Origin of the sequence: Nocardia brasiliensis, assembly GCF_011801125.1 — a bacterium.
Classification (GTDB): Bacteria; Actinomycetota; Actinomycetes; order Mycobacteriales; family Mycobacteriaceae; genus Nocardia; species Nocardia brasiliensis_C.
Genome location: NZ_CP046171.1, coordinates 7,336,928 through 7,362,405, shown reverse-complemented (window position 1 = coordinate 7,362,405; position 25,478 = coordinate 7,336,928). Strand labels below are relative to the sequence as shown.

Below are 25,478 nucleotides of genomic sequence, written 5' to 3'. Positions count from 1 at the left end.
GTACGGAAGGGTTCAGGCGTTGGTCGGCCCTCGGTACGGGCCTGGCGAGGAGTCGTTCGACATTCTGGTCTGCACAGCCGACTGGCTTGCGGCAGAAGCGAAGAGGGGTGTGCCGGTCAGTGGGCGCCACGCGCTGATCATGGAACGGATTGATCTCGATGTGGTCGAGCGATATGTGCGGGATTTCGTCGCGCAATTCGATGAACCGACCTGGGGTGAGTTGGCTGAGAAAATTGGGCGGCTCGGGAATTCGAGGACTATCGGGACTGAGGGGGCCGGGGCGCGGTGCGCGGGGAACCCCCTAGGGCGGATCGTTGCTCGGCGGTTCGCCCGCGTCGGCGGGGCGCGGGTGCGTATGTTGCCGGGGTATGCGACGAATGACGCAGTGGGTGGCGGTTGCTGCCGCGGTGACGGTGAGCACCGTGGTACTGGCGGGTTGCGGTAAGGACGAGCCGGGGGCTGAGCGTGATGTCACCGTTGTCGGTACCGGGCAGGTGCGCGGCGCGCCGGACATCTTGAACGCCGACCTCGGGGTGGAGGTGCGTGCGGACAAGGTCTCGGCCGCCGTCGCGAAGGCGAACGAGAAGGCCAAGGCGATGACCGATGCCATGGCCGAGGCGGGCGTGACCCGCGAGGATGTGCGCACCACCGATGTCTCGATCCAGCCGGAGTACGCGGGCGGGACGGACCGGAACACGGTAGTCGGCTACCGCGCGGGCAATTCGGTTCGGGTCGTCGTGCGCGATCTGGCCAAGGCCTCGGCTGTGCTCGACGCGGCGGTCGCCGCGGGCGGCAACGAAACCCGGTTGCGCGGGGTGTCTTTCGCGATCGACGACAACTCGCAGCTGCTCGCCGACGCCCGAGCCCGCGCCTTCGCCGACGCGAAAGCCCGCGCCGAGCAGTACGCCGTACTGGCCGGCGTGCAGCTGTCGGGCGTGCGCACGATCAACGAGGCGAGCAACCGCGAAGAGAGGCCAACGATGTCCGCCCGGGACGCGGCCCCGCAATCCGTCCCACTGGAACCGGGCACCCAGACGGTGACCTTCACGGTGAAGGTCACCTGGGGGCTGCGTTGATCATGCCCGGCGGCTAATTGACGGAGCCCTGGCGGCGCTGATCGAGCACAGCGCCGATGAAAGCCTGTGCCCGCGTTGATCGGAGCGGGCTGCGTCGATCGAGCTCGGCCGGTACGGGGAGCCCCGGCTGCTGATCAGACGGTGGCGGCCTCGGCGTCTACCGACTCGATATCCGAGGTGTCGGCGGTGATGGGGGCGGCCGGGGCGGCGAAGCGGGGCAGCGTGACGACCTGCGCCGCGTAGGAGAGCCCGGCGCCGAACGCGATGAGCAGCGCGGTGTCTCCCGGCTGCGATTCGCCCTTGCGCAGCAGCGATTCCATGGCGAGCGGGATGGACGCGGCCGAGGTGTTGCCGGTCTCCTCGATGTCGTTGGCCAGCGCGCAGTTCTCCGGCAGCTCGAGCACCCTGGCCATGATCTCGATGATCCGGCCGTTGGCCTGGTGCGGGATCATCGCGTTCAGGTCGTCGGTGGACAGCCCGGCACGGTCGACGGCGTCGCGGCACACCTTCTCCAGCGAGTGCGCGGCCCAGCGGAAGACCGCGGTGCCCTCCATCGCGAGGTACGGGCGCACCGCGTCGGTGCCCTTCTCCTCGATCTCACGGAAGAACTCGACCCAGTCCTTGTCCTGGCGGATCGCGTGGGCCTGGGTGCCGTCCGAACCCCACACGGTGGGGCCGATGCCAGGGACGTCGGACGGGCCGACGACGACCGCGCCCGCGCCGTCGGCGAACAGGAACGCGGTGGAGCGATCGGTCGGGTTGATGGTGTCGGTCAGCTTCTCCACGCCGATCACCAGCACGTGGCCCGCGGTGCCGCAGCGCACCAGATCGGAGGCCAGCGCGAGGGCGTGACAGAAGCCCGCGCAACCGGCGGACACGTCGAAGGCGGCCGAGCCGTTCATGCCGAGTTCGGTGGCGATGCGCGGTGCGGCGGCGGGGGTGAGCAGCAGATGGGTTGAGGTCGCGACGATCACGCAGTCGACCTGGTCGGCGTCGACGCCCGCGGATTCGAGCGCACCGCGGGCGGCCGCGACGCTCATGCTCTGCACGGTCTCCACCGCCGAGGCGAAGCGCCGGGTCTTGATCCCGGACCTGGTGCGGATCCACTCGTCGCTGGAGTTGATCGGGCCCGCGACCTCGTCGTTGGTCACGACTCGGGCCGGGCGGTATACGCCGAGCCCGAGGATCGCCGTGTGCTCTGCCCCGCTGGTTTGGGCGATTCGAGCAGCCATCTGCGTCTCCTATGTACCTGCGGCGGCGCCGCCGGGTTGTCCCCGAAGCCTCGAATTGGAACCCTCATCAGCCACGCCCTACGGAACCGTAGACATGAGGCGACCTCATATTAGCCCGAGAATCGCCGTTTTGTCGTGCGTATTCTCACAAGCGGCGGGTATACCCTCGTAGCACGCCAAATGCTCCAGCGGCGTGAAACCCAACTATGTGCGGGCCGTCCTGCACAACGGACGGCTGGCGCGGATTGCGAGGACACCATGCTCGGTCTCGGGATTATCGGGTGGATCATCATCGGCGGTCTTGCCGGGTGGATTGCCAGCAAGATCATGAAGACAGATGCCCAGCAGGGCATTCTGTTGAACATCGTCGTCGGCATCGTGGGTGGCCTACTCGGCGGGTTCCTGCTGAAGCTGCTCGGCGTCGACGTCGAGGGCGGTGGCCTCTGGTTCAGCTTCTTCACCTGCCTCGGTGGCGCGGTGATTCTGCTGTTCCTCGTCGGGTTGGTCACGGGACGCAAAGTCCGTAGCTGACAGCCGTGCCACAGGCTCCCTTCCCGTAAGGTGTGAACGCTTGCGCCGGTCCTGTCGTTGACGGCGCGATCCGACTGCATCTAGCACGAAAGAGGAGCCTGTGGCCCGCCGTCCCACGCCGCCCGGCACGCCTGAACGCACCGGGGTCGGCCATGTCGCCGATCTGGTCCGCAATGCGATTCCCCCGTTGCATCCCGCCGGGCTTCCGTTTGTCGCCGCCCCGCTCGCTGTCGCCGTCGTCGGCGGCAAGCGTAAGTGGGTGCGCCGGACGGGTTTGCTGGCCGCCGCCGCGTGCGCGACCTTCTTCCGGCATCCGAATCGGGTGCCGCCGAACCGTCCCGGTGTGGTGGTCGCGCCCGCCGACGGCGAGATCGCGCTCGTCGACTCCGCCGCTCCCCCCGCGGAACTGGGTCTCGGCGAGCAGCCGCTGCCCCGGGTGAGCATCTTCCTTTCCGTGCTCGACGTGCATGTGCAGCGCACCCCGGTGTCCGGTGTGGTGCGCAGCGTGCTGCATCAGCCGGGGCAGTTCCGTTCCGCCGATCTGCCCGAGGCCAGCGCGGTGAACGAGCGCAACAGCATGGTGCTCGACACCGCGAACGGCGAGCAGGTGGTCGTGGTGCAGATCGCGGGCCTGCTCGCGCGCCGGATCGTCTGCGACGCCCAGGTGGGTGACGTGCTGACGATCGGCGACACCTACGGCCTGATCCGCTTCGGCTCGCGGGTGGACACCTACTTCCCCGCGGGCACCGAGCTGCTCGTCGAGCCGGGGCAGCGCACCATCGGCGGTGAGACCGTGCTCGCGGTGCTCGGGTCCGCGGCCACCAGCGGTTCATGATGGAGGCGGCTGCTCCGACCCAGCGACGGCGGCGCCGCTCCATCCGGTTGCTGCCGAGTGTGGTGACCATTCTCGCGCTGTGCTCCGGCCTGTCCGCGGTGAAGTTCGGGCTGGACAACCAGCTCGACATCGCGCTCGCGATGATCGGCGCCGCCGCGGTGCTGGACACCCTCGACGGCAGGCTGGCCCGCATGCTCGACGCCACCACCAAGATCGGCGCCGAGCTGGACTCGCTCTCCGACGCCATCTCCTTCGGCGTCGCGCCCGCGCTCGTGCTCTACGTGACGCTGTTGCACACCGAGACGGCGGGCTGGATCATCGCGCTGTTGTTCGCGGTGAGCATCGTGCTGCGCCTGGCTCGGTTCAACACCCTGCTCGACGACGACACCCGCCCGGAATGGGAGCGCGAGTACTTCGTCGGCGTGCCCGCGCCCGCGGCCGCGCTCATCGCGATGGTGCCGATCGCGCTGTCGGTGCAGTTCGGCGACGGGTGGTGGCTCGGTTTCTACGCGGTCGCCGCGTGGACCGTGCTTGCCGCGGCGCTGGCCGTGAGCACCGTGCCGACGCTGGCGATGAAGTCGGTGTCGGTGGCGCCGCAGGCGGCCGCCGGGCTGCTGGTGCTGGTGGCACTGGCCGCGGCGCTGCTGGTGACCTATCCGACGGTGCTGCTGTTGATCCTGGTCGCGCTGTATCTGTGCCACATCCCGTTCGCCTGGCATTCGCAGCGCTGGGTCGCCGCGCGCCCGGAAACCTGGCAGCACAAGCCCGCCGAGCGCCGGGCGCAGCGGCGGGCACAGCGGCGTCCGGTGATCCGCCGCCCGGCTATCCGGGGCTCCACCGCGCGGCTGCGGCTGCGCAGGCCCGGCGCCAAAGAACGCGATCTCGACGACCGCACCCGCTGAGCGAAACCCCTGGAGGTCCGGCCTCTTAAGGGCCGGGCTTCTCAACACTGGGATTTCTTAAGGACTTGGCAAGTCCGACCGAGCAGGCTTCCCGGGTATGGACACTCTTGCGACCGCCGGCGGTGTTGGCTTCGGAGGGTTCGGTATCGGCGGGTTCGGCGCGGCCCGCTTCGGCCTGCGGCGGCTGCTCGGTATCGAGTCGTCCTCCGGCGCGGTACGGGGACGCCTGTCCGCGCGGGGGATTGGTACGGTCGTGCCGAGCGGTCGGGCGCGGAGGAAGGTGGCGATGGAGCCGGACGGGTTGCGCGAATTCGAGGAACATCGCCCTCGCCTGTTCGCGCTCGCCTACCGGATGCTCGGCTCGGCCGCGGAAGCCGAGGACGCCGTGCAGGAGACGTATCTGCGCTGGGACGCCGTCGATCGGTCCGAGATCCGTTCCGCGGAAGCCTGGTTGACCACGGTGCTGGTGAATCAGTGTCGCACCTGGCTGGTTTCGGCGCGCGCTCGTCGCGAGACCTACGTCGGGCCCTGGATTCCCGAGCCCGTGCCCACCTCGAACGGTCAGCTGGGTCCGCTGGAGACCGTGGAAGAGCGCGAACTGGTCTCGCTGGCGCTGCTCACCGCGATGGAACGATTGACCCCGGTCGAGCGCGCGGTGTTCGTGCTGCGCGAGGCCTTCGGCTACGCGCATCGCGAGATCGCGGACATGCTCACCATCACAGAAGCCAACTCGCAGCAGATCTTTCGCCGTGCCGGGCAGCGGGTGCGCCAGGATCGCCCGCGCTTCGATGTCCCGCCCGCGCACGCGGGCGAGCTGATCAGCCGGTTCGTGCAGGCGGCCCGCAACGGTGACATGGCGGCGCTGCAACAGCTGCTCGCCGCCGACGTGACCGCGACCGCCGACGGCGGCGGCGAGGTCACCGCGGCGCGGCGGCAGATCGTCGGGTCGAGCAACGTCGCGCGCTATCTGTGCGGTTTGCTGCGCTGGGCGGTGCCCGGCATGCAGATCCATATCGAGGAGATCAACGGCGCGCCCGCCGCGGTCGTCCGGGTCGAGGGGGCGCCGCTGCTGGTCGCGGGCGTCGACCTGGTCGACGGCGCGATCGCCACGTTGCGACTGATCATCAACCCGCAGAAGCTGAAGTATCTCGCCGTGTCCGCCTCCTGATCGGGCGTGACGCGCTTCACGTGCGTGTTTGTCATGGATCGTGGCCCTGTTCGGTCTGGTGTGTGTCGGCCGATCGAAAGGAGTCACAGCATGACCGGACAGCATCGGATCGTCGTCCTCGGTGCCGGATACGCGGGACTGGCGGCAGCTCGCCGTCTCGCGCGCAAGGCACGCGGAGCCGAGATCACCGTCGTCGACGCACGGGAGCGCTTCGTCGAACGCGTACGCCTGCACCAGCAGGCCGCCGGGCAAGAGATTCCCGCCTGGGATATCAGAGAACTGCTGGCGCGCAAGGAGATCGGTTTCGTCCGTGCCCGCGCCGAGTCGATCGATACCGAGGGTAAGCGGGTATTGCTCGATACCGGAACCGAACTCGGCTACGACACGCTCGTGTACACACTGGGCAGCGTCGCCGATCTGTCCGGCGTACCCGGTGTGGCCCGGTACGCGTACTCGGTGGCGACACCGGAGGACGCGGACCGGTTCGTCGCGCCGAGCGGGACCGTCGCGGTGGTCGGTAGCGGCTCCACCGGCATCGAGCTGGCCGCGGAACTGGGCGAGTCCCGGCCCGACCTGCGCGTGCTGCTGCTCGGTTCGGAGGCGCCCGGTGCCTGGCTCTCGCCGCGGGCGCAGGCGCACATCACCCGTGTGCTCGACCGGCTCGGTGTCGAGATCCATTCGGACGCCAAGGTTATCGAGGTGACCCCGGCGGGCGTGCGGCTCGCGGACGGCACCCTGATCGAGGCCGCCGCCACGGTGTGGACGGCCGGTTTCGGGGTGCCCGACCTGGCGCGCCGATCCGGCATCGCCGTGGACGGCATGGGCAGGGTGTGCACCGACACCACGTTGCGCTCGATCTCGCATCCGGATGTCTACGCGGCCGGAGACTGTGCCGTGGTCGCGGGTCCCGGTGACCGGTCGCTGCGGATGGCCTGTGCGACCGCGCTGCCCGGCGGCAAGCAGGTCGCCGACGCCATCGCCGCGCGGCTGCGCGGGGCGCGACCGCGACCGCTGCGGTTCCGCTATTTCGGTCAGGCCATGAGCCTGGGGCGGCGCGACGGCATCATCCAGTCGCTGCATGCCGACGATTCCCCGGCCCGGTTCGTGCTGACCGGACGGACAGCGGCCTGGGCGAAAGAGCAGGTGGTGCGCGGCGCGGCGCGCGCGACCCAGCCCTAGTCCTGGCTTGGGGGCTGGCGCTGCGCGGGCTTCGGGGCGGTGTCGCGGGGCGCGGCACGGCATCGGATGCGTCAACTCAGGGTTGACGATGGGGTTGCGTCAACCTATCGTTGACGCATGACCTCTTCAACGCCCCGCCTCGACGACTTGATCGACGGCATCAAGAAGGCCCGTCCCGACAACGTGCTCGACCAACTGTCCGACGCCGTGGTCGTCGGCGACCACCTCGGCGAGGTGGCCGATCACCTGATCGGCCACTTCGTGGACCAGGCCCGCCGCGCGGGCGCCTCGTGGACCGATATCGGCGGCAGCATGGGTGTCACCAAGCAGGCCGCACAGAAGCGGTTCGTGCCCAAGGCGCCCGGCGATGCCGCCGAGGCCGCACAGATGGATCCCAACGCCGGATTCGCGCGCTTCACCCCGCGTGCGCGCGCGGTCGTGGTAGCCGCGCAGGAGTCCGCCCGCAACTCGGGCAACGACCAGATCACCGTCGCGCACCTGCTGCTCGGACTGCTGTCGGAGTCGGAAGGCCTTGCGGTGAAAGAGATCATCACCCAGGGCGTCGATCCGGCGGACCTGGCGGCCGCGGCGACCGCGGCGTTGCCCGCCAAGGCGGACAAGCTGCCCGCGCTCATCCCGTTCGACGCCGAGGCCAAGAAGGCGCTCGAATTGACCTTCCGTGAGGCACTTCGCCTCGGGCACAACTACATCGGGACCGAACACATCCTGCTCGCGCTGCTCGAACAGGAGAACGGCACCGGGCTGCTGGCCGGTGGCGGACTCGACAAAGCCGAGGTCGAGGCGCACCTGGTGGAAGTGCTTTCGGTGCTGGCGGCCGGACAGCAATGAGCAGGCCACGGCCGACCGGCGCGGCGGCTCCGGGCGATCCGTGCCGCACGAAGGGCGGGTCGGCAGCGCCACGACGGTGGGTTCGGCCTGGCGCGGGCGGCCTGACGTCACGCCCGCCCGCGTAGCCCACCGCCCCACCGTGGCCAGCGCGCTTGGGGTTTCGGCTCGGAGATGAGCGAACCACGGCCGGTGTCGGTGACGAACAGCGGCAGGTGCGGTGCGAGCTCGTCGAGCACGGTACGGGTGTTGCCGCCCTGCGCGGCGCGGTACTCCGGCATGGTCAGCCCGACGATCTGCAGGAATCGCACACGACCGTGCGGGGTTTCGATGGTGCCGAGCTCCGGGTCGTCGGTGAAGCCGACGGCATGGATGCCGGAGTCCGGCTGGTCGGCGGCGATCGGTCCGTTCGCTTTGATGGTGTGTCCCGGCTCGAACCACTTGCCGGACTGGAAGACATAGCGAGCCAGGTTCTGCAGGAAGTTCGCGGGCCAGGCGGGCGGTTCGGTGTCGGTGCCCGCGCGCACCAGGCGGAAGGTCAGCTCGAAGCCCCAGCCGGATTCCGCGGGGTTGTCCCATTCCTTTTCGTACAGCTCGGTCATGCCGTAACTGATGTAGTGCCAATGCGGGACCGGCTCGGTGCGCGGATAGGCGCTGATCCCGTCGAGCGGATCCGGCCCGCCGAGTGACCAGCGGTGATCGGTGGCCCAATGGAAAGGTTCGGTCGTGCCGTACAGCGGCTGCAATGCGTCGTCGATGGCCTTCCAGCCGGGTGCTTCACTCACACCGCCACCCTAAGTCCGCCGCCCCGCGTGGCGCTGGGCGGATTGTGTTGGCGGGCAGCCGGTGCCGCGCGTCGCGGGCTACGGCACGTTGCGGGCGAGCTCGTCGAGCCAGGCGGCGGCCGAGGCGTCGCTCGGCGCGCGCCAATCACCGCGCGGGGACAGCGAACCGCCGGAACCGACCTTCGGCGCGTTGGGCAGGGTCGAGCGTTTGAACTGGCTGGTCTGCACGAATCGGCGCAGGAACTCCGCGAGCCAGTGCTTGATGGTCGGCAGGTCGTAGGCGTTGCGCTGATCGGCCGGAATCAGATCGGGCCAGCTGCCGCGGCCGGGATCCGACCACGCGTGCCGGGCGAGGTAGGCGATGCGGCTCGGCCGGTAGCCGAACCGCAGCAGGTAGTACAGGTGGAAGTCCTGCAACTCGTAGGGCCCCACGGTGGCCTCGGAACTCTGGCTCGGGGCCGTACCGCCGTCGGATCGCGCGGCGCCGGTGTCGGGCACCAGTTCCGGCGAGATCTCGGTGCGCAGAATGGAATCGAGCACCTCGCCGGCCGCGGGCCCGAACTCGCCGGTGGCGACCGACCACGCGATCAGGTACTTGATCAGGGTTTTCGGCACCGAGGCGTTCACGCTGTAGTGCGCCATGTGGTCGCCGACCCCGAAAGTGCACCAGCCGAGCGCGAGTTCGCTGAGATCGCCGGTGCCGAGCACCAGCGCTCCGTGCTGGTTCGCCAGCCGGAACAGGTGCGAAGTGCGTTCGCCCGCTTGCACGTTCTCGTAGGTGACGTCGTATTGCGCGACGCCGTCGGCGGCCGGATGCCCGAGGTCGCGCAGCATCTGGGTGGCCGAGGGGCGGATGTCGATCTCGTGCGCGGTGACCCCGAGCGCGTCCATCAGCCGGTGCGCGTCGGTACGGGTCCTGGTGCTAGTCGCGAAGCCGGGCATGGTGTAGGCCAGCACATTCGCCCTGGGCAGGCCGAGCCGATCCATGGTCTTCGCCGCGACGATGAGCGCCAGCGTGGAGTCCAGCCCACCGGAGACCCCGAGCACCACCCGCTCGGTGCCGGTGGCTCGCAGTCGGGTGCTCAACCCTTCCACCTGTATGTGCTGTACCTCGGCGCAGCGCTCGTTGCGCACCGCCGGATCGGCGGGAACGTAAGGGAAGCGCTCGATTTCGCGGCGCAGCGGCACGGCCGCCCGTGGGATCGGCAGCCGCACGTCGATGCGGCGCATCCGGGCCAGTCGCTCGCGGTGATCGTGCACATTGTCGGCAAAGCTGGTGGTGCGCAACCGATCAGCGGCCAGTCGCCGCAGGTCGAGATCGGCGGTGACCAGCTGCGGCCGGTCGGCGAAGCGTGCGCCCTCGGCGAGCAGGTCGCCGTTCTCGCACACCATGGCCTGCCCGTCCCAGGCCAGGTCGGTGGTCGATTCGCCGTGTCCCGCAGCCGAATACAGGTACGCGGCCAGGTAGCGCGCCGAGTGCGAGGTGCACAGCGCGCGGCGGTAATCGGCCTTGCCGATGACGATATTGCTCGCCGACAGATTGACCAGCACGGTGGCCCCGGCCAATGCCGCATAACCGCTGGGCGGCAACGGAACCCAGCCGTCCTCGCAGATTTCCAGATGAAAAACGAAACCGTCGAGATTGCTCGCCGAGAACAACAGATCCGCGCCGAACGGCACCCGCTGACCGGCGATGGTGATGTGGGTGTCGAGATTTTCTCTGGCTGCGGCGAATTGCCGCTTCTCGTAGAACTCACGATAATTCGGAAGATAGCTCTTCGGCACGGCGCCGAGTATCACGCCCGCGGATATCGCGATCGCGCAATTGAACAGTCGTCCCTGCGCGCGCACCGGCGCGCCGACCACGAGCACGGTGTCGAGGCGCGCGCTCGCGGCCACCACCTCGGCCAGCGCGGCCTGCACCGCGTCGTCGAGCGCGTCCTGGTGGAACAGGTCGTCCGCGGTGTAGCAGGAGAGCCCGAGCTCGGGGAACACGGTCAGCACCGCGCCGTCGGCCGCAGCCTGCTCGGCCAGCAGCAGGGTCTGCGCCACGTTGTCCGCCGGGTCAGCGACCCGCACCAGGGGCACGGCCACCGCCACCCGCGCGAAGTCGTGCCGGTACAGCGAATCGAAGGGCAGGTCGTGCACGGCCGTCCCCCTTAGCGGAGAATATCGAAAATGATCATGATTCCCTTCCGCAATCTACGCCGCCCTGCGGGCCGCTAAGCTATAGCGATGGCGGATGAAACGGATTCCGACCTAATCGCGGGGGAACGTCGCGCCGATCTGCTGCGCGCGCTTTCTTATGTGTCGACAGAGTCGCAGCCGGACGGCAGTTATGTCGTCAACGGCGACCTTCCCCCCGAAGTGGCGCCCCCTTTTATTCGGGCGATCATGCGGGTCGAGGCTGAGCTGTTGCTGCACGACGCGGAGCTGGTCACGGTGGAGGGCGGCGAGCCGCGCACGCCGGAGGAGCGCAGGACCGATGCCTTCGTGGCGTTGGTGCTGCGGGTCGACGACCGCGCCTGAGCCGAGCACATCGACCTTGCACTCGGCACCCCCGAGTGCTAGAAATGGCATTGGCACTCTCTACCGGTGAGTGCCAGGTCGGGACGGTGAGACCGGGTTCCATCGACACCCCCGGTCGTCCGTCGCGGGCACCGAACCTGGCCAGCGTAATGGGGCGATCCAACCTGCGGTCGTCCTGTGTGTCAGCCATATACATGGAGGATCTCAACAACGCCATGGCCAAGACAATTGCGTACGACGAAGAGGCCCGTCGCGGTCTCGAGCGGGGCCTCAATGCCCTCGCTGACGCGGTCAAGGTGACGCTGGGCCCGAAGGGTCGCAACGTTGTCCTGGAGAAGAAGTGGGGCGCCCCCACGATCACCAACGATGGTGTGTCCATCGCCAAGGAGATCGAGCTGGAGGACCCGTACGAGAAGATCGGCGCCGAGCTGGTCAAGGAAGTCGCCAAGAAGACCGACGACGTCGCGGGCGACGGCACCACCACCGCCACTGTGCTCGCCCAGGCGCTCGTGCGTGAGGGCCTGCGCAACGTCGCGGCCGGCGCCAACCCCCTCGGCCTGAAGCGCGGCATCGAGAAGGCCGTCGAGGCCGTCACCGCCAAGCTGCTCGACACCGCCAAGGAGATCGATACCAAGGAGCAGATCGCTGCTACCGCCGGTATCTCCGCGGGCGACTCGTCCATCGGTGAGCTCATCGCCGAAGCCATGGACAAGGTCGGCAAGGAAGGCGTCATCACCGTCGAGGAGAGCAACACCTTCGGTCTCCAGCTGGAGCTGACCGAGGGCATGCGCTTCGACAAGGGCTACATCTCGGGTTACTTCGTCACCGACCCGGAGCGTCAGGAAGCGGTCCTCGAGGATCCGTACATCCTGCTCGTCGGCTCGAAGGTCTCGACCGTCAAGGACCTGCTGCCGCTGCTGGAGAAGGTCATCCAGGCCGGCAAGCCGCTGCTGATCATCGCCGAGGACGTCGAGGGCGAGGCCCTGTCCACCCTGGTGGTCAACAAGATCCGTGGCACCTTCAAGTCCGTCGCCGTCAAGGCTCCGGGCTTCGGTGACCGCCGCAAGGCGCAGCTCGCCGACATCGGCATCCTCACCGGTGGCGAGGTCATCACCGAAGAGGTCGGCCTCTCGCTGGAGACCGCTGGCATCGAGCTGCTCGGCCAGGCCCGCAAGGTCGTCATCACCAAGGACGAGACCACCATCGTCGAGGGCGCGGGCGACGCGGAGGCCATCAAGGGCCGTGTCGCGCAGATCCGTGCCGAGATCGAGAACTCGGACTCCGACTACGACCGCGAGAAGCTGCAGGAGCGCCTGGCCAAGCTGGCCGGCGGTGTCGCGGTGATCAAGGCCGGCGCCGCGACCGAGGTCGAGCTCAAGGAGCGCAAGCACCGCATCGAAGATGCCGTGCGTAACGCGAAGGCCGCCGTCGAAGAGGGCATCGTCGCCGGTGGTGGCGTCGCGCTGCTGCAGTCGGCCCCCGCGCTCGACGATCTGACCCTGACCGGCGACGAGGCGACCGGTGCGAACATCGTGCGCGTCGCGCTGTCGGCTCCGCTGAAGCAGATCGCCTTCAACGCCGGCCTGGAGCCGGGCGTTGTCGCCGAGAAGGTCTCGAACCTGCCCGCGGGTCACGGCCTGAACGCCGACTCGGGCGCCTACGAGGACCTGCTGGCCGCCGGCGTTGCCGACCCGGTCAAGGTCACCCGCTCGGCGCTGCAGAACGCGGCGTCCATCGCGGCGCTGTTCCTCACCACCGAGGCCGTCGTCGCCGACAAGCCGGAGAAGGCCGCCGCTCCCGCGGGCGACCCGACCGGTGGCATGGGTGGCATGGACTTCTGAGTCCTGCCTCCCGGCAACACCTGCAGTACACCGAAAGCCGGTCCACCCTCGGGTGGGCCGGCTTTCGGCTTTGTCGCGGCGTTTCTCGCGCCTGCTCAGCGCTCAGATCCCGGTCACCGCGCGGACGGTGAACGGTCCCGGCGTGCCTTGGCCCATCGGGCCGCCCTTGTCGAATTGTGAGGCGACGACCAGGAGCCGGTCCGCCATGCGCACCAATGTGGTTGGCAGGTCCAGGGATTCGTCGGTCAGCTGGGCGTCCAGGGTGGCCGTCGTCGCGTCGTCGGCGAGCGTCCAGCGCGAGATCGTGTCGGTCTTGTTCTGCACCGCCCACAGGGTGTTGTCGTGCAGTTCCAGCCCATCGCCGAACTTCAGGTCACCGCCGCGCAGCGCGACCTTGCGCGTCTGCCCTGCGCCGCCGGGGGTGAGATCGATCCGGTAGAGCTCGCCGAGGTTCATGTCGACGACCAGCAGGTAGCGTCCTGCGGGATCGGCCACGATGCCGTTGAGGGTGTAGCCACTCGGATCATGCGGGGCGAGAACGGTATTCAGGTCGAATTGCGCGGTGAGTTCGCCGCGGCCGCCGTGCGCGGCGGCGGTGGCGAGCTGCTCGGCGGTGACGCGATAGACCACGCCGCGCACCGAATCGGTCAGGTAGGCCGTGCCGTCCGGCGTCACGGCCAGGTCGTTGATGAATCTGGGTGTCGTTGCGGCGACATCGAATCGGGCGATCAGCGCGCGAGTAGCGGTGTCGTACACCGCGGCTCCGGTGGACGAGTCCGTCACCCAGAGTCTGCCCGCCTGATCGACTTTCACGCCGTTGGCGGTCTTGCGCCCGTCGGTCCCCTCGGGCAGGAAGACCTCGGCCGCCGCGGCGCCGGGGGTGGCGCGGTAGATCGCGCCGGTGGTGAACGAGCCGACGTAGGTGTCGCCGGTGCGCGGGTCGGCGGCGATGCCCTCGGGGTAGGCGTGCTCGCTCGGCAGCGTGTAGGCGGTGCTGATTCGGGTGCTCTGGGCGGTGGGGGTGGGTGCCGCGGCGTCGTCGGTGCCGCAGGCCGCGATCGCGCCGCAGGCCAGGGCGATGGCCAGGGTCGAAAGGCGACGTCGGGTGGAGTGCTGCATGATCAGGCCTCTCATCATTGGATGTGCCCGAATCTAGATTAGAGTTCTAACATCCGTCAAGAATCTAATGCTCGGATGGGCGGATACGATCGGGTGATGACGTCCCTGCCTTCCGCCGAGCGTGTCGGTTCGTATGTGAAGCGCGCCGAGCAGGCTCTGCAGACGGCCAAGCACGCCGCGTTGAAGCCGGCGGGCGTCACCGTGCCGCAGTACGCCGCGCTGCTGCACCTCGACGAGAACCCCGGCATCTCGGCCGCCGCACTGGCTCGGCTCTGCGGTGTCACGCCGCCGACGATGAACACCATCCTGTCCAACCTGCAGGAGCGCGGTCTGATCGAGCGGACCCCGCACGCGTGGCACAAGAACATCCTGGAGACCAGGCTGACCGAGGCGGGTACCGCGGTGATGCGGGACGCCGACGCCCGTGCGGTGCGGGTGGAGCGCGCGGTCGCCGCCGGTTTCACCGACGCCGAACGCGCCACGCTGCAGGAGTTGCTCACCCGTTGTGCGGACCTGTTCGACTCGGTGCAGCCCGAAACACCTTCCGTCACAAAGGGGTAACCGTCGGAGTGTCGGCGGGCCGGGGGATCGCTTGCGACTCTTGGCGTTCGGTCAATTCGGAGCGTATTCGCAGATGGGATGAATCCGACTTAACGGGCGGACCAGTTCGGTTTTCCGAATAATTCTATGAATTCCCGTCAAAATCGACCACGCCTGTTGTGACCGAACTGTTAGAACTGTTTCGGCAAACATTCAGTGACAGGGCAGCTCTCGGCAATCAGAAGAAGTCTCGGACGGTCTGAAAAACTGTTTTCCGTGCTCGGAAGGATTCTGTTAAGAGCCGCGCGTCTCGCTTTCGTTGCGGTCGCATTGGGTGTGCAACGAACCTGCCAACCCTCGGCAAACGCCCGGTCAGGCCATGGTTGAAACTAACCGCCCGATCGATGTGGAGCCCTTCTGACGCTTCTGTATTGTCTGGCCCAATGTCTCAGGATGCGAATACGGGTCGAATGTATGCCGGGCAACCCGTCGAGGACCGGCAACGTCAGCGGCGTGCGCGTTTTCTGGAATCAGGCCTGACGGTCTTCGCACGCGACGGCTACGCCAATAGTTCGGTCGGCGCCATCTGTAAGGACGCCGGACTCTCCTCGCGACAGTTCTACGAGGAGTTCACCGGCCGCGAGTCCTTACTACTAGAGCTGTACGAGCAGATCGATCGGGAATCGCGCGACGCGGTGGCCAAGGCGCTGGAATCGAAGACCGACGCGAGCGTGCTCGAGATCATCGACGCCTCCGTGCGCGCCTACGTCGAGTCCATCGGCTCGGATCCGCGCAAGGCGCGCGTGGCGCTGGTCGAGGTGGTCGGCGCGGGCCCCAAGGTGGAGAAGTTCCGGTTGGAGCTGCGCCGGGTGTGGGGCTCGCTGCTGGCCGGAGCCGCGGAGGACGCGGCGCTGCAGGGGGAGATCCCGACCGGCGACTACGAGATGCGCGTGCTGGCCGTCATCGGCGCGGTCAACTACGTGGTGGATTCGTGGAGCGGCGCCGACCCTCGCCCGCCGCTCGACGATGTGATCAGGGTGCTGAGCAGGGTGATCATGGGAGCCGTCCGGGCTTGACCCGGCCATGGCGCGGTAGCGTGCCCGGCATGGAGACGGTCCCGATCCAGATGCCGGACGGCAGCACGGTGCCGGTTCGGTTGCTTCCCGCCTCGGGTGCGCACCGGCATCCGGTCACTCCGGACGCCCCGCGCCCGGTGCTGGTGATCGTGCCGGGTCTCGGGGTGCCCGGCGAGTACTACGACGGTTTCGCCCTGGGTTTGTCCCGGCGCGGCTTCGACGTGGCCATCGGTGAGTTGCGTGGCAACGGGGCGAGCACGCCGAAGCCGAGCGCCGCGAGCACCTACGGCTACCACGAGCTGGTCTCGGTCGACTTCCCGGCGATCTTCCAGGTGGTGCGCGATCGGTTCCCGGCGAGCACGCCGTACCTGCTCGGGCACAGCATGGGCGGTCAGCTCGCCGTGATGTACGCCTCGCGGATCCGCGGCAGGCTCGGCGGGCTGATCCTGATCGCCTCCGGCACGCCGTATCACCGTGGCTACCGGGGACTTTCGGGTCCGGGCATGCTCGTCGGCACCGCGGCCGTCTCGCTGACGGCGAACCTGGCCGGCTTCTGGCCGGGCGACCGGATCTCGATGGGTTTCGGCAGGCAGTCCAAGGTGTTGATCTCGGACTGGGCCCGGCTCGCGCGCACCGGCCGGTTCGTGCCGGTCGGCGCCGATATCGACTACGAGGAACGGATCGCCCGGCTGAAGCTGCCGGTGCTGTCGATCACCATGACCGGCGACGAACTCACCCCGCCCGGCTCGGCCGAGCACCTGCTCGGCAAGCTGCCCAAGGCGGAGGTGAGCACCTGGCACGCGCCGCAGCCGTTGGGGCACAACGGCTGGATCCGCGACTACACCGGCACGGTGGACCGGATCGAGAAGTGGTTGCGCGACCGTTAGTGGTGCCTGCGCGGTGTCTCGAGGTGCCGGGCGAACCCGTCGAGCATCGCGTCGACGCCGATATCGAAATGGTCGGCCGGTGCCGTGTCCTCGGTCGCATCGTGGTCCGCGCGTACCGCGGCGATGGTGGAGCTGAGCAGGTGACCGAGCACGTACTCGCGCAGGCACTGCGTCAGCTGCGCGGCGACCTGTGCCGGAAAGCCCGCGCCCTGCAGGTGTTCCACCAGCCAGCCGCCGGTCTCCAGCGCGGACTCGCTGCGCACCGGCCGAGTCGCGAACACCGGCACCGCGTTCGGATGCCGCCGCAGCGTGGAGCGCAACCGATGGGTGTAGGCGCGCATGAGTTCGCGCCACGGCTCCTGCCAGGGCAGCGATGCCATGTCCAGCTCGCTGAACATGGTCGCGGCCACCGCGTCGAACAGGTCCTGCTGATCGGCGAAATGCCGGTAGGCCGCCATCGGGTCGGCGCCGAGCGCCGCGCCGAGCCTGCGCATGGAGAAACCGTCGACCCCGGTCTCGTCGATGAGCCGCAACGCGACCGCGGCGATGTGATCGCGGTTCAACGAGACTCGGCGCTGCGGGGCGGCGCTGCGACGTTTCGGCTGTGCGGCGGTGTTCTCGGCCTGCACGACTGTTCCTCCCTGGCCGGGTCTACGGCGTAGATGACTGCACTACACCGTAGGCCCCTGCCGCGGGAAGTGCCGCTATTTGCCTCGCTCGATCAGCATCTGGGTGAAGAACTCGTAGATCAGGCCCGCCTGGAAGGCCGACTGCTTGTTGTCCGCCGCGCCGCCGTGGCCGCCCTCGATGTTCTCGTGGTACCAGAACTCGTGGCCCTGCTCCTCCAGCAGTGCGGCCATCTTGCGGGCGTGTCCGGGGTGCACCCGATCGTCGCGGGTGGAGGTGGTGAGCAGGATCGGCGGGTAGGCCACGTCGGCGCGGGCGTTCTGGTAGGGCGAGTACTTGCTGATGTACTCCCATTCCTCGGGCTTGTCCGGATCGCCGTACTCGGCGACCCAGGACGCGCCCGCGAGCAGCAGGTGATAGCGCTTCATGTCCAGCAGCGGCACCTGGCACACGATCGCGCCGAACAGCTGCGGGTAGCGGGTCAGCATCACGCCCATCAGCAGGCCGCCGTTGCTGCCGCCCACCGCGCCGAGCTGGTCCGCGGTCGTGATGCCACGGGCCACAAGGTCTTTCGCGATCGCCGCGAAATCCTCGTACACCTTGTGCCGATGCTGCTTCTGCACCGAGGTGTGCCACTGCGGGCCGTACTCGCCGCCGCCGCGGATGTTGGTCATCACCCAGGTGCCGCCGCGTTCGAGCCAGCCCATGCCGGACGCGCCGCTGTAGGCGGGCGTGCGGGAGACCTCGAAGCCGCCGTAGCCGGACATCACGGTCGGGCCGGGCGTGCCCTTGCGGTCGCGATGCCGGATCACGAAGTACGGCACCGCGGTGCCGTCGTCGGAGGTGGCGAAGAACTGCTCGGTCTCGATGCCGTCGGCGTCGAAGAACCCCGGCTCCTGCTTGAGCTGGGTGGTCGGCCCGCCGACCGAGCCGGCCAGCAGCGTGGCGGGTGTGGTGAAACCACTGGTGGTGAGCATGAATTCGTCGCCGCCCTCCAGCGGGTCGAGGTTCATCACGCTGGTGGTCGCCATCGGCGGGGTGTCGGCCAGCGACTCCCGGCGCCAGCCGCCCGCGCCCGGGGTCAGCACGTACAGCTTGGTCTGCACGTCTTCCAGGGTGATCAGCAGCAGGTGCCGTTCGGTCCAGCCGTAACCGTGCAGCGAGGTGTGCGCGTCCGGGGTGAAGAGCACCTCGAATTCCCGTGCGCCCGCGAGGAACCGCTCGAAGTCGGTGGCCAGCAGCGCGCCCGCGGGGTAGGTGTGACCGCCGACCTCCCACGGCGACTTCAGCCGGACGAGCAGCCAATCCTTGTACCAGGATTCGCTGGCGTCGGTCGGGGTGTCCAGGTGGGTGAGCGCGCCGTCGGCGCCGATCAGGTAGACCTCCTCGTTGAAGAAGTCGGTGGCGCGGCCGACGAAATGCCGCTCGTAGCCCGGGGTCCGGTCATAACCCGCCGAGACCGCGACGTCCTGCGCCGTGCCCTCGAAGACGGTCTCGGCGTCCGCGAGCTCGGTGCCGCGCCGCCAGCGCTTGGCGATGCGCGGATACCCGGAATCGGTGAGCGAGCCGGGCCCGAAATCGGTGCCGATGTAGACCGAATCCAGGTCGATCCAGCGCACTTCGGACTTCGCCTCGGGCAGGAAGTACCCGCCGTCCGCCGGCGCGATGAACGCCCTTGTCCCGAGGTCGAATTCGCGCACCACCTTGGCGTCCGCGCCGCCGCGGGACAGGCTGATCAGCGCGCGCGACTGCTCGGGCCGCAGTACCGCGGCCCCGCCCCACACCCAGTTCTCCTCCTCGGCGGCGGCCAGCGCGTCCAGGTCGATCAGCACGTCCCAGTCCGGCGCCTCCTTGGCGTACTCGGCGAACGTGGTGCGCCGCCACAGGCCGCGGGGATGCTCGGCATCGCGCCAGAAGTTGTAGAGCCACCGGCCGCGCCGTCCCGGATAGGCGATCTTGGTGTCGGTGTCGAGCATGTCCAGGATGCGGTGCTCGAGTTCGCTGAACCGGTCGGAGGAGGCGAACCGCTCGACGACGACGTCGTTGTGCGCCCGCGCCCAATCGAGGGCTCGCTCGCCGGTCACTTCTTCGAGCCAGAGGTAAGGATCGGTCACGTTCTGCTCAACGCCGCTCATCCCCACATTGTTGCCGAGCGGCGCGGATGCGCACGTGGGGGTTACCACAGGTGTGCTACGTCGACCACGATGCGCGAGCCGGTGCCGGGGCCGTCGAGGGTGAACACCCGCATCGGCAGCCGGGCGCGCACGCCGAGGCCGACGGTGGTCTGGCCTTCGAACGAGCCGGCCAACGCGACCTGGCGGAAGGTGCGGTAACCGGCCAGGTCGGCCAGCTCGGCGCGGTTCGCCGGTTGGTAGGTGGCATGGCCCGCGTCGTTGTACGCGGGTGCGAGCACAACGACGTTCAGGAACGCGCCGCCGCGCAATGCGACCGGCGTGCCGGACCCGTCCGCGCGCACCCGGTCGACGTAGCCGACCCGGTAGCCGGCCACCGGCCCGGCGAGATCGATGACCAGCCGATCGAAGCAGTCGTGTCTGCCGGTGCGCAGGCCGGTGACCGGCGCGGTGGACATCGTGGGATCGGTTTTGTCGAGCGAACCCCACACCAATCCGCAGTAGGAGGGAGTCGCCGTGGCCGCGCCCGGCACGAGCCAGAGGCCGGCGCACAGTGCGACGGAGGCGATCAGGATGAACATGCGACGCATGCCGCACCGCCTTCAGGGCAGTAAGAACGAAGCACTCGGTGAATCGGGCGAATTGGACACGCTGTTACCGCTCGGGGCCCGATTGCGGTCAAGGCGGATTGCGCCGATCCGCGCGAGCGCGGGCCTGCGGGTTCGCTCGCCACCGTGCGTCGCCGTGGCCGAGGCGGCGCCGCCAGTAGGATCGCAGCTCCGAGGCCGGTCCGATCCAGGAGGTTCGCGGTTGCCGCACTTTCTCTGGGAGCAGCACTGCTGTCTGCCGCTGCTGCCATCGGCGCGGATCGCGGACCTGACGCGGTACCCGCTCGGGTCGTACCTGTCGGTGAACGTCGGATATTCGGCGCAGTCGAACGCGGATTCGCTGGCGCTGCTGCGGCAGTTCCGCGCTGCTGCGGCGGCCGACGAGCGATTTCGGTTGGTGGGCAAGCACTCCGACATCGGCCACCCGGAAACTCTGGCGCTGGCTTTCGATCTCGAGGACTCGGGCCCGCTCGACGGGGACCTGGACAACGTCGCGCTGTTCTACGAGTTGGGTGTGCGTTCGCTGCTGCCGACCTACAACCACGCCAACGCGGCCGGGTGCGGATGCCTGGACACCGAGGACACCGGGCTCACCGGCTACGGCAGGGACCTGGTACGCACACTCAACGAGGTCGGCATGTTCGTCGACGGCTCGCACTGTTCCCGGCGCACCGCGCTGGATCTGGCCACGCACTCGCACGCGCCGGTGATCTACAGCCACTCCAATTTCGCCGCGCTCTGGGCGCATCCGCGCAACATCACCGATGAACAGGCGCGGGCATGCGCGGCCACCGGCGGGGTGATCGGGCTCAATGGGGTGGGGATCTTCCTGGGGCACAACGCCGCCGACGCGGCGGGCGCGCGGATCGAGGCGCTGGCCGACCAGGTCGAGTACGGTGTGGAGCTGGTCGGCATCGAGCACATCGGGATCGGCTCGGACTATTCGTTCGACGCCGAGGACTTCAACGACATGCTGCGCCGGCATCCCGAGGCGTTCTCCGAGTCGTACACGAAATGGGGCCCGCTGCAATGGGTCCCGCCGGAGGACCTACTCGGCCTCGGCGCGGTGCCCGGCCTGGACGAGGTGCTCGCCCGCCGCGGCTTCAGCGCCGCCGAGCGAGCAGCGGTGTTCGGCGGCAACTTCGCCCGCGTCGCCGCCCAGGTCTGGCGGGACTAGATCGAACGGTGACGAGGTGGTCCCCGATGTGCCGTCCACGCCGTGGACCGACGCGGGTTACCGCGGATCGACGCCGAACCGACGGGGTGGTATCGCGGACGAGCCGGATCGGCGGGGTGGAGGCGGTGTCGTCGATCGGCGGCCGGGGTGGGAACGGATGCGTGCCGGTGGGCCGGCGCACCCGCCGATCGATCCGCTCGCGGCGGTCGGCGACAGCGAGTGCGGACCGTTCGGTCTCCGGTCGATCCGGGCCGCGACCGTGGCCGGTCGGGCCGGTGCGGCGGTGTTGTGGGGGACGGGTGGGCCAACTCGCGGCGACGGAGTTAGGCTCGGGGGCGTGACTTCCCATTACGACGTTGTCGTTCTCGGTGCCGGTCCTGGCGGTTACGTCGCCGCCATACGTGCGGCACAGTTAGGCCTCCGTACCGCGATCGTCGAGCAAAAGTACTGGGGCGGTGTGTGCCTCAACGTTGGCTGCATCCCTTCCAAGGCGCTGCTGCGTAACGCTGAGCTGGCACACATCTTCACCAAGGAAGCCAAGACCTTCGGGATCTCGGGCCAGGTGGACTTCGACTTCGGTGTGGCCTTCGATCGCAGCCGCAAGGTGGCCGACGGCCGGGTCAAGGGCGTCCACTTCCTGATGAAGAAGAACAAGATCGACGAGTTCGACGGCAAGGGCACCTTCACCGACGCGAACACGCTGTCGGTCGAGCTGTCCAAGGGCGGAACCGAGACCGTCACGTTCGACAACGTGATCATCGCGACGGGCACCGTCACCAAGCTGCTGCCCGGCACCCAGCTCAGCGCCAACGTGGTCACCTACGAGGAGCAGATCCTCACCCGTGACCTGCCCGGCTCGATCCTGATCGTCGGCGCGGGCGCCATCGGCATGGAGTTCGCCTACGTCCTGAAGAACTACGGCGTCGACGTGCGCATCGTCGAGTTCCTCGATCGCGCGCTGCCGAACGAGGACGTCGACGTCTCCAAGGAGATCACCAAGCAGTACAAGAAGCTCGGCATCACCATCACCACCGGTGCGGCCGTGCAGTCCATCGACGACGACGGCTCGAAGGTCACCGTCTCGATCAAGGACAACAAGTCCGGCAACGTGGAGACGGTCACCGTCGACAAGGTGCTGCAGGCCGTCGGCTTCGCGCCCCGGGTCGAGGGCTACGGCCTCGAGACGGCGGGCGTGCAGCTCACCGACCGAGGCGCCATCGCGATCGACGACTACATGCGCACCAACGTCGCGCACATCTACGCCATCGGTGACGTCACCGCCAAGCTGCAGCTGGCGCACGTCGCGGAGGCGCAGGGCGTGGTCGCCGCCGAGACCATCGCGGGCGCGGACACCGTCACCCTCGGCGACTACCGGATGATGCCGCGCGCCACCTTCTGCCAGCCGCAGGTCGCCAGCTTCGGGCTGACCGAGCAGCAGGCCCGCGACGAGGGCTACGACGTGAAGGTCGCGACCTTCCCGTTCACCGCCAACGGCAAGGCGCACGGTCTCGCCGATCCGACCGGCTTCGTCAAGCTCGTCGCCGACAACAAGTACGGCGAGCTGCTCGGCGGCCACCTCATCGGCCCGGACGTCTCGGAGCTGCTGCCCGAGCTGACCCTGGCGCAGAAGTGGGATCTCACGGTCAACGAGCTGACCCGCAACGTGCACACGCACCCGACGCTCAGCGAAGCCCTGCAGGAGGCCTTCCACGGCCTCGCCGGGCACATGATCAACTTCTGAGTTCCGCACAAAACGGTGGCGTCCTGCCCGGACGCCACCGTTTTCGTCTGCCGTGCGGCATCTTTCCCGCGCCCGGCCCGGTGCGTGCGCAGCGCGGCGATGGTAGACAGCAGTGATGCGGAAGTGGCTCATCGGCGGTGCGCTGGTCCTGGTCGTGCTCCTGGTGCTGGCGGTCGGCGGGTACTACCTGATGAACTCGCGCAGCTTCCAGCTGGCCGGGCGGCTGGTGCACCGGGTCGACACGGCCGACAAGGTCGTCGCGTTGACCCTGGACGACGGTCCGACCGAGCGCACCCCCGAGGTGCTCGAAACCCTGGCGGCCGCGGGGATTCCGGCGACCTTCTACCTGGTGGGCAGCGACCTCGCCGCCCGTCCCGAGTACGGCAGGGCGATCGCCGCGGCGGGCCACGAGATCGGCAACCACAGCTACCACCACCGCCGAATGGTCTTCACCTCCGCCGACACGGTCCGCGACGAGATCGAGCGCACCGACGCCGAGATCGCGAAAACCGGCTACCGGGGCGAGGTTACGTTCCGCCCGCCGTACGGCAAGAAGCTCTGGTCGCTGCCGAAGTACCTGTCCGACCACGACCGCACGACGGTGACCTGGGATGTCGAGCCGTCCACCGGGGCGTCGGATACCAGCGACGGGATCGTGGCACAGACGGTGCGTGAGGTGCGTCCTGGCTCGATCATCATCCTGCACGTCATGCATCGGTGGGCGGGCCCGGCGCTGGCCGCGATACCGCGCATCGTCAGCGAACTCCGCGCCGCCGGCTATCGCTTCGTCACGGTCGCGGAGTTGCTGCGGCACTGATCAGAGCATGCCGTAGGCGTGGGTCGGGGTGAGCAGCGCGAGCGCGCGGCGATCGGCGACCATGGCCCGGCGGTAGTCGTCCCAGTCGGGATGCTCGCCGTTGGCGGCGCGGTAGTAGTCGACCAAGGCCTGCACGGTCTCGTCGTGCGGGTCCTCGGCCACCGGTGTGACCGAGGCGATGGCCTCGATGACGGCGTAGGCGTAGAAATCCGCGCGGGTGACGTGGATTGCGGCCCACGGTTCGCGCACCAGATTGTGGTATTTCGCGCGGTCGGCGGTGATCGAGACGCGGACGCGGCCGTCCGCACCGATCACGTGCAGCACGTTCGACAGCTGCGGCCGGCCGTTGCGGCGGATCGTGGTCAGCACCGACCTGGGTTGGCTGCGGGCGAAGTCGACTGCCTGAGCTAGTTCCATGCCGATAGCAACCCGTGGTGATCCAGGTCTCTTCCCCGCTTCACTCGCGGTGGTAGGCCGCCTGTGCCTGGTGCACCCGCGGCATGTTCCGCTCGACCACCTGGATCAGCGCCTCCAGCTGGTCCGCGATCTCGGCGCCGAGGTCGGTGAGGGTGTATTCGACGCGCGGCGGGATGGTTTCGTGCACCTCGCGATGCACCATGCCGTCGCGCTCCAGGGCCTGCAGGGTCTGCGACAGCATGCGTTCGCTCACACCGTCGACGCGGCGCCGCAGGGCGCTGAACCGGTAGGGCCCGTCGCGCAGCGCGACCAGCGCGAGGATGCCCCAGCGGCTGGCCACATTCTGCAAAACCGGCCGTGACGTGCAGTCCTTCGCGAAGACGTCGGCTTCGAGGGTTGGATCGTCCAGTTCAGGCGACGCGCTGCGCCCGGTCTCGCCGGAAAATCCTGTGCTCATGCGCCCAATGGTACCCAACGTTCGGAAAGTAGTGTATGAATGAATAGTACTTACTAATAGTTAGCACTAACTGAACGCGTCAATCTCTGGAGGTAAGACCATGACCGTCGCCGTCACCGGGGCCAGTGGGCAGCTGGGCCGTCTTGTCGTCGAATCGCTGCTGCGCGCGGACGCCGGGCCGATCGTGGCGATCGTGCGCGATCCGCAGCGCGTCGCCGAGCTGGCCGAACGCGGTGTGCAGGTCAGGCAGGCGGGCTACGACGACGCCGCGGCGCTCGATCGCGCGCTGGCCGGTGTCGACCGGTTGCTGCTCGTGTCCGGGAACGAGTTCGGCGCGCGAGTCGCCCAGCACACCAATGTCATTCGCGCCGCAGAGCGGGCCGGCGTGCGACTGCTCGCCTACACCAGCATTCCGCGCGGCGCCGACAATCCGCTCATCCTGGCGCAGGAGCACATCGGCACCGAGGCGGTGCTCGCCGAATCGACTGTCCCGCATGTGATCCTGCGCAACAGCTGGTATTGGGAGAACTACCTCGGCGGCCTCGCGCACACCGTCGAGTCGGGCGTGCTGCACGGTGCCGCGGGTGCGGGCCGGGTATCGGGCGCGGCTCGTGCCGACTACGCCGATGCGGCCGCGCAGGTGCTCACCACCGACGGGCACGAGGGGCAGATCTATGAGCTCGGCGGCGACGAGCACCTCACCTATGCCGAACTGGCCCAGGTGATCTCGACGGCGGCGGGCAAGCCGGTGCGCTACGAGAATCTCGCCGAGGCGGACTATCTCGCGGCCCTGGTGCGTGCCGGTCTGCCCGAGGATTACGCGCGGGCACTGGCCGACGCGGACACGGGCATCGCCGCGGGCGTGCTCGACGTCACCAGCGGTCACCTGCAGAAGCTGCTCGGTCGCCCGTCTACTCCCGCGCTCGAGGTCTTCCGCGCCGCGCTCGCCTGATTGC

General features: G+C 68.6%; 26 protein-coding genes. 17 read left to right on the top strand and 9 right to left on the bottom strand.

All coding sequences use genetic code 11. The features are described from left to right. The first annotated feature begins 19 nt into the window (after nt 1–19). Together F5X71_RS37875 and F5X71_RS33665 are read left to right on the top strand one after the other, a co-directional pair. Nucleotides 20–445, top strand: a complete 426-nt coding sequence (locus F5X71_RS37875; protein ID WP_167465598.1) for an Imm8 family immunity protein — start codon at nt 20–22, stop codon at nt 443–445. After that, nucleotides 369–1,076 (top strand): SIMPL domain-containing protein, encoded by a 708-nt coding sequence (locus F5X71_RS33665; RefSeq protein ID WP_167465597.1) that lies wholly within the window; start codon nt 369–371, stop codon nt 1,074–1,076. Before F5X71_RS37875 ends, F5X71_RS33665 begins: the two co-directional genes overlap by 77 nt. Nucleotides 1,077–1,210: 134 nt before the next feature. On the opposite strand, the gene F5X71_RS33660 is transcribed toward F5X71_RS33665, so the two are convergent. Next, nucleotides 1,211–2,308 carry a beta-ketoacyl-ACP synthase III gene (locus tag F5X71_RS33660; protein ID WP_174817188.1) on the bottom strand — a complete coding sequence of 366 codons (1,098 nt, stop codon included), beginning with the start codon at nt 2,306–2,308 and terminating at the stop codon, nt 1,211–1,213. A gap of 258 nt (nt 2,309–2,566) precedes the next feature. Between F5X71_RS33660 and F5X71_RS33655 the strand changes: the two genes are divergently transcribed. The 6 genes from F5X71_RS33655 to F5X71_RS33630 all read left to right on the top strand — a co-directional run bounded on the left by F5X71_RS33655 (nt 2,567) and on the right by F5X71_RS33630 (nt 7,772). Further along, on the top strand, nt 2,567–2,839 hold the full coding sequence (locus F5X71_RS33655) for a GlsB/YeaQ/YmgE family stress response membrane protein (RefSeq protein ID WP_167466947.1): 273 nt from the start codon (nt 2,567–2,569) through the stop codon (nt 2,837–2,839). 100 nt (nt 2,840–2,939) lie between these two features. Next, nucleotides 2,940–3,674, top strand: coding sequence for a phosphatidylserine decarboxylase (locus F5X71_RS33650; protein WP_167465596.1), 735 nt, complete (start codon nt 2,940–2,942; stop codon nt 3,672–3,674). Next, nucleotides 3,674–4,576, top strand: a complete 903-nt coding sequence (locus F5X71_RS33645; protein WP_167466946.1) for a CDP-alcohol phosphatidyltransferase family protein — start codon at nt 3,674–3,676, stop codon at nt 4,574–4,576. The genes F5X71_RS33650 and F5X71_RS33645 overlap by 1 nt, the downstream gene beginning before the upstream one ends. 286 nt (nt 4,577–4,862) lie before the next feature. After that, nucleotides 4,863–5,744 (top strand): RNA polymerase sigma-70 factor, encoded by an 882-nt coding sequence (locus F5X71_RS33640; RefSeq protein WP_167466945.1) that lies wholly within the window; start codon nt 4,863–4,865, stop codon nt 5,742–5,744. A 90-nt stretch (nt 5,745–5,834) separates the two neighbouring features. Continuing rightward, entirely contained in the window at nt 5,835–6,923 is a 1,089-nt protein-coding gene (locus F5X71_RS33635) for an NAD(P)/FAD-dependent oxidoreductase (protein ID WP_167465595.1), read from the top strand. Between the two features lie 117 nt (nt 6,924–7,040). Further along, the gene (locus tag F5X71_RS33630) at nt 7,041–7,772 is read left to right on the top strand and encodes a Clp protease N-terminal domain-containing protein (protein ID WP_167465594.1); all 732 of its coding nucleotides are present in this window, start codon (nt 7,041–7,043) and stop codon (nt 7,770–7,772) included. Nucleotides 7,773–7,879: 107 nt separating this feature from the next. Here the strand turns inward: F5X71_RS33630 and F5X71_RS33625 are convergent, their stop codons facing one another. Together F5X71_RS33625 and F5X71_RS33620 are read right to left on the bottom strand one after the other, a co-directional pair. Next, nucleotides 7,880–8,554: a suppressor of fused domain protein gene (locus F5X71_RS33625; RefSeq protein ID WP_167465593.1), complete on the bottom strand. Its 675-nt coding sequence runs from the start codon at nt 8,552–8,554 to the stop codon at nt 7,880–7,882. 78 nt (nt 8,555–8,632) lie between these two features. After that, nucleotides 8,633–10,702: an NAD(+) synthase gene (locus F5X71_RS33620; protein WP_167465592.1), complete on the bottom strand. Its 2,070-nt coding sequence runs from the start codon at nt 10,700–10,702 to the stop codon at nt 8,633–8,635. An 87-nt stretch (nt 10,703–10,789) separates the two neighbouring features. On the opposite strand from F5X71_RS33620, the gene F5X71_RS33615 reads away from it, so the two are divergent. Beyond that, nucleotides 10,790–11,083: a hypothetical protein gene (locus tag F5X71_RS33615; protein WP_167465591.1), complete on the top strand. Its 294-nt coding sequence runs from the start codon at nt 10,790–10,792 to the stop codon at nt 11,081–11,083. A gap of 215 nt (nt 11,084–11,298) precedes the next feature. Then, a complete protein-coding gene (gene groL / locus F5X71_RS33610; RefSeq protein ID WP_014988704.1) occupies nt 11,299–12,924 on the top strand; it encodes a chaperonin GroEL in 1,626 nt (541 codons plus the stop codon). A 102-nt stretch (nt 12,925–13,026) separates the two neighbouring features. On the opposite strand, the gene F5X71_RS33605 is transcribed toward groL, so the two are convergent. Continuing rightward, nucleotides 13,027–14,043: an SMP-30/gluconolactonase/LRE family protein gene (locus tag F5X71_RS33605; protein ID WP_167465590.1), complete on the bottom strand. Its 1,017-nt coding sequence runs from the start codon at nt 14,041–14,043 to the stop codon at nt 13,027–13,029. A gap of 96 nt (nt 14,044–14,139) precedes the next feature. Between F5X71_RS33605 and F5X71_RS33600 the strand changes: the two genes are divergently transcribed. The 3 genes from F5X71_RS33600 to F5X71_RS33590 all read left to right on the top strand — a co-directional run bounded on the left by F5X71_RS33600 (nt 14,140) and on the right by F5X71_RS33590 (nt 16,546). Continuing rightward, nucleotides 14,140–14,604 carry a MarR family winged helix-turn-helix transcriptional regulator gene (locus F5X71_RS33600; protein WP_174817187.1) on the top strand — a complete coding sequence of 155 codons (465 nt, stop codon included), beginning with the start codon at nt 14,140–14,142 and terminating at the stop codon, nt 14,602–14,604. A 422-nt stretch (nt 14,605–15,026) separates the two neighbouring features. Then, a complete protein-coding gene (locus F5X71_RS33595; protein WP_238815605.1) occupies nt 15,027–15,659 on the top strand; it encodes a TetR/AcrR family transcriptional regulator in 633 nt (210 codons plus the stop codon). A gap of 29 nt (nt 15,660–15,688) precedes the next feature. Then, nucleotides 15,689–16,546 carry an alpha/beta hydrolase family protein gene (locus F5X71_RS33590; protein ID WP_167465589.1) on the top strand — a complete coding sequence of 286 codons (858 nt, stop codon included), beginning with the start codon at nt 15,689–15,691 and terminating at the stop codon, nt 16,544–16,546. Here the strand turns inward: F5X71_RS33590 and F5X71_RS33585 are convergent. The 3 genes from F5X71_RS33585 to F5X71_RS33575 form a co-directional block, all read right to left on the bottom strand. Then, a complete protein-coding gene (locus F5X71_RS33585) occupies nt 16,543–17,175 on the bottom strand; it encodes a TetR/AcrR family transcriptional regulator (protein WP_167465588.1) in 633 nt (210 codons plus the stop codon). The two genes, F5X71_RS33590 and F5X71_RS33585, sit on opposite strands and share 4 nt — an antisense overlap. 75 nt (nt 17,176–17,250) lie before the next feature. After that, entirely contained in the window at nt 17,251–19,308 is a 2,058-nt protein-coding gene (locus F5X71_RS33580; RefSeq protein WP_167465587.1) for a prolyl oligopeptidase family serine peptidase, read from the bottom strand. A 41-nt stretch (nt 19,309–19,349) separates the two neighbouring features. After that, nucleotides 19,350–19,895, bottom strand: a complete 546-nt coding sequence (locus F5X71_RS33575; RefSeq protein ID WP_167465586.1) for an AMIN-like domain-containing (lipo)protein — start codon at nt 19,893–19,895, stop codon at nt 19,350–19,352. A 220-nt stretch (nt 19,896–20,115) separates the two neighbouring features. On the opposite strand from F5X71_RS33575, the gene F5X71_RS33570 reads away from it, so the two are divergent. From F5X71_RS33570 to F5X71_RS33560, 3 genes are all read left to right on the top strand, one after another. Then, nucleotides 20,116–21,090 (top strand): dipeptidase, encoded by a 975-nt coding sequence (locus F5X71_RS33570; RefSeq protein ID WP_167465585.1) that lies wholly within the window; start codon nt 20,116–20,118, stop codon nt 21,088–21,090. A 337-nt stretch (nt 21,091–21,427) separates the two neighbouring features. Next, entirely contained in the window at nt 21,428–22,831 is a 1,404-nt protein-coding gene (gene lpdA / locus F5X71_RS33565; protein WP_167465584.1) for a dihydrolipoyl dehydrogenase, read from the top strand. Nucleotides 22,832–22,946: 115 nt separating this feature from the next. Continuing rightward, the gene (locus F5X71_RS33560; RefSeq protein ID WP_167465583.1) at nt 22,947–23,648 is read left to right on the top strand and encodes a polysaccharide deacetylase family protein; all 702 of its coding nucleotides are present in this window, start codon (nt 22,947–22,949) and stop codon (nt 23,646–23,648) included. Here the strand turns inward: F5X71_RS33560 and F5X71_RS33555 are convergent, their stop codons facing one another. Both F5X71_RS33555 and F5X71_RS33550 read right to left on the bottom strand, forming a co-directional pair. Further along, complete coding sequence (locus tag F5X71_RS33555; protein WP_167465582.1) at nt 23,649–24,065, bottom strand: PPOX class F420-dependent oxidoreductase; 417 nt, start codon at nt 24,063–24,065, stop codon at nt 23,649–23,651. Nucleotides 24,066–24,105: 40 nt separating this feature from the next. Next, nucleotides 24,106–24,522: a winged helix-turn-helix transcriptional regulator gene (locus tag F5X71_RS33550; protein WP_167465581.1), complete on the bottom strand. Its 417-nt coding sequence runs from the start codon at nt 24,520–24,522 to the stop codon at nt 24,106–24,108. A 100-nt stretch (nt 24,523–24,622) separates the two neighbouring features. On the opposite strand from F5X71_RS33550, the gene F5X71_RS33545 reads away from it, so the two are divergent. After that, nucleotides 24,623–25,474 carry an SDR family oxidoreductase gene (locus F5X71_RS33545; RefSeq protein ID WP_167465580.1) on the top strand — a complete coding sequence of 284 codons (852 nt, stop codon included), beginning with the start codon at nt 24,623–24,625 and terminating at the stop codon, nt 25,472–25,474. Nucleotides 25,475–25,478 lie beyond the last annotated feature (4 nt).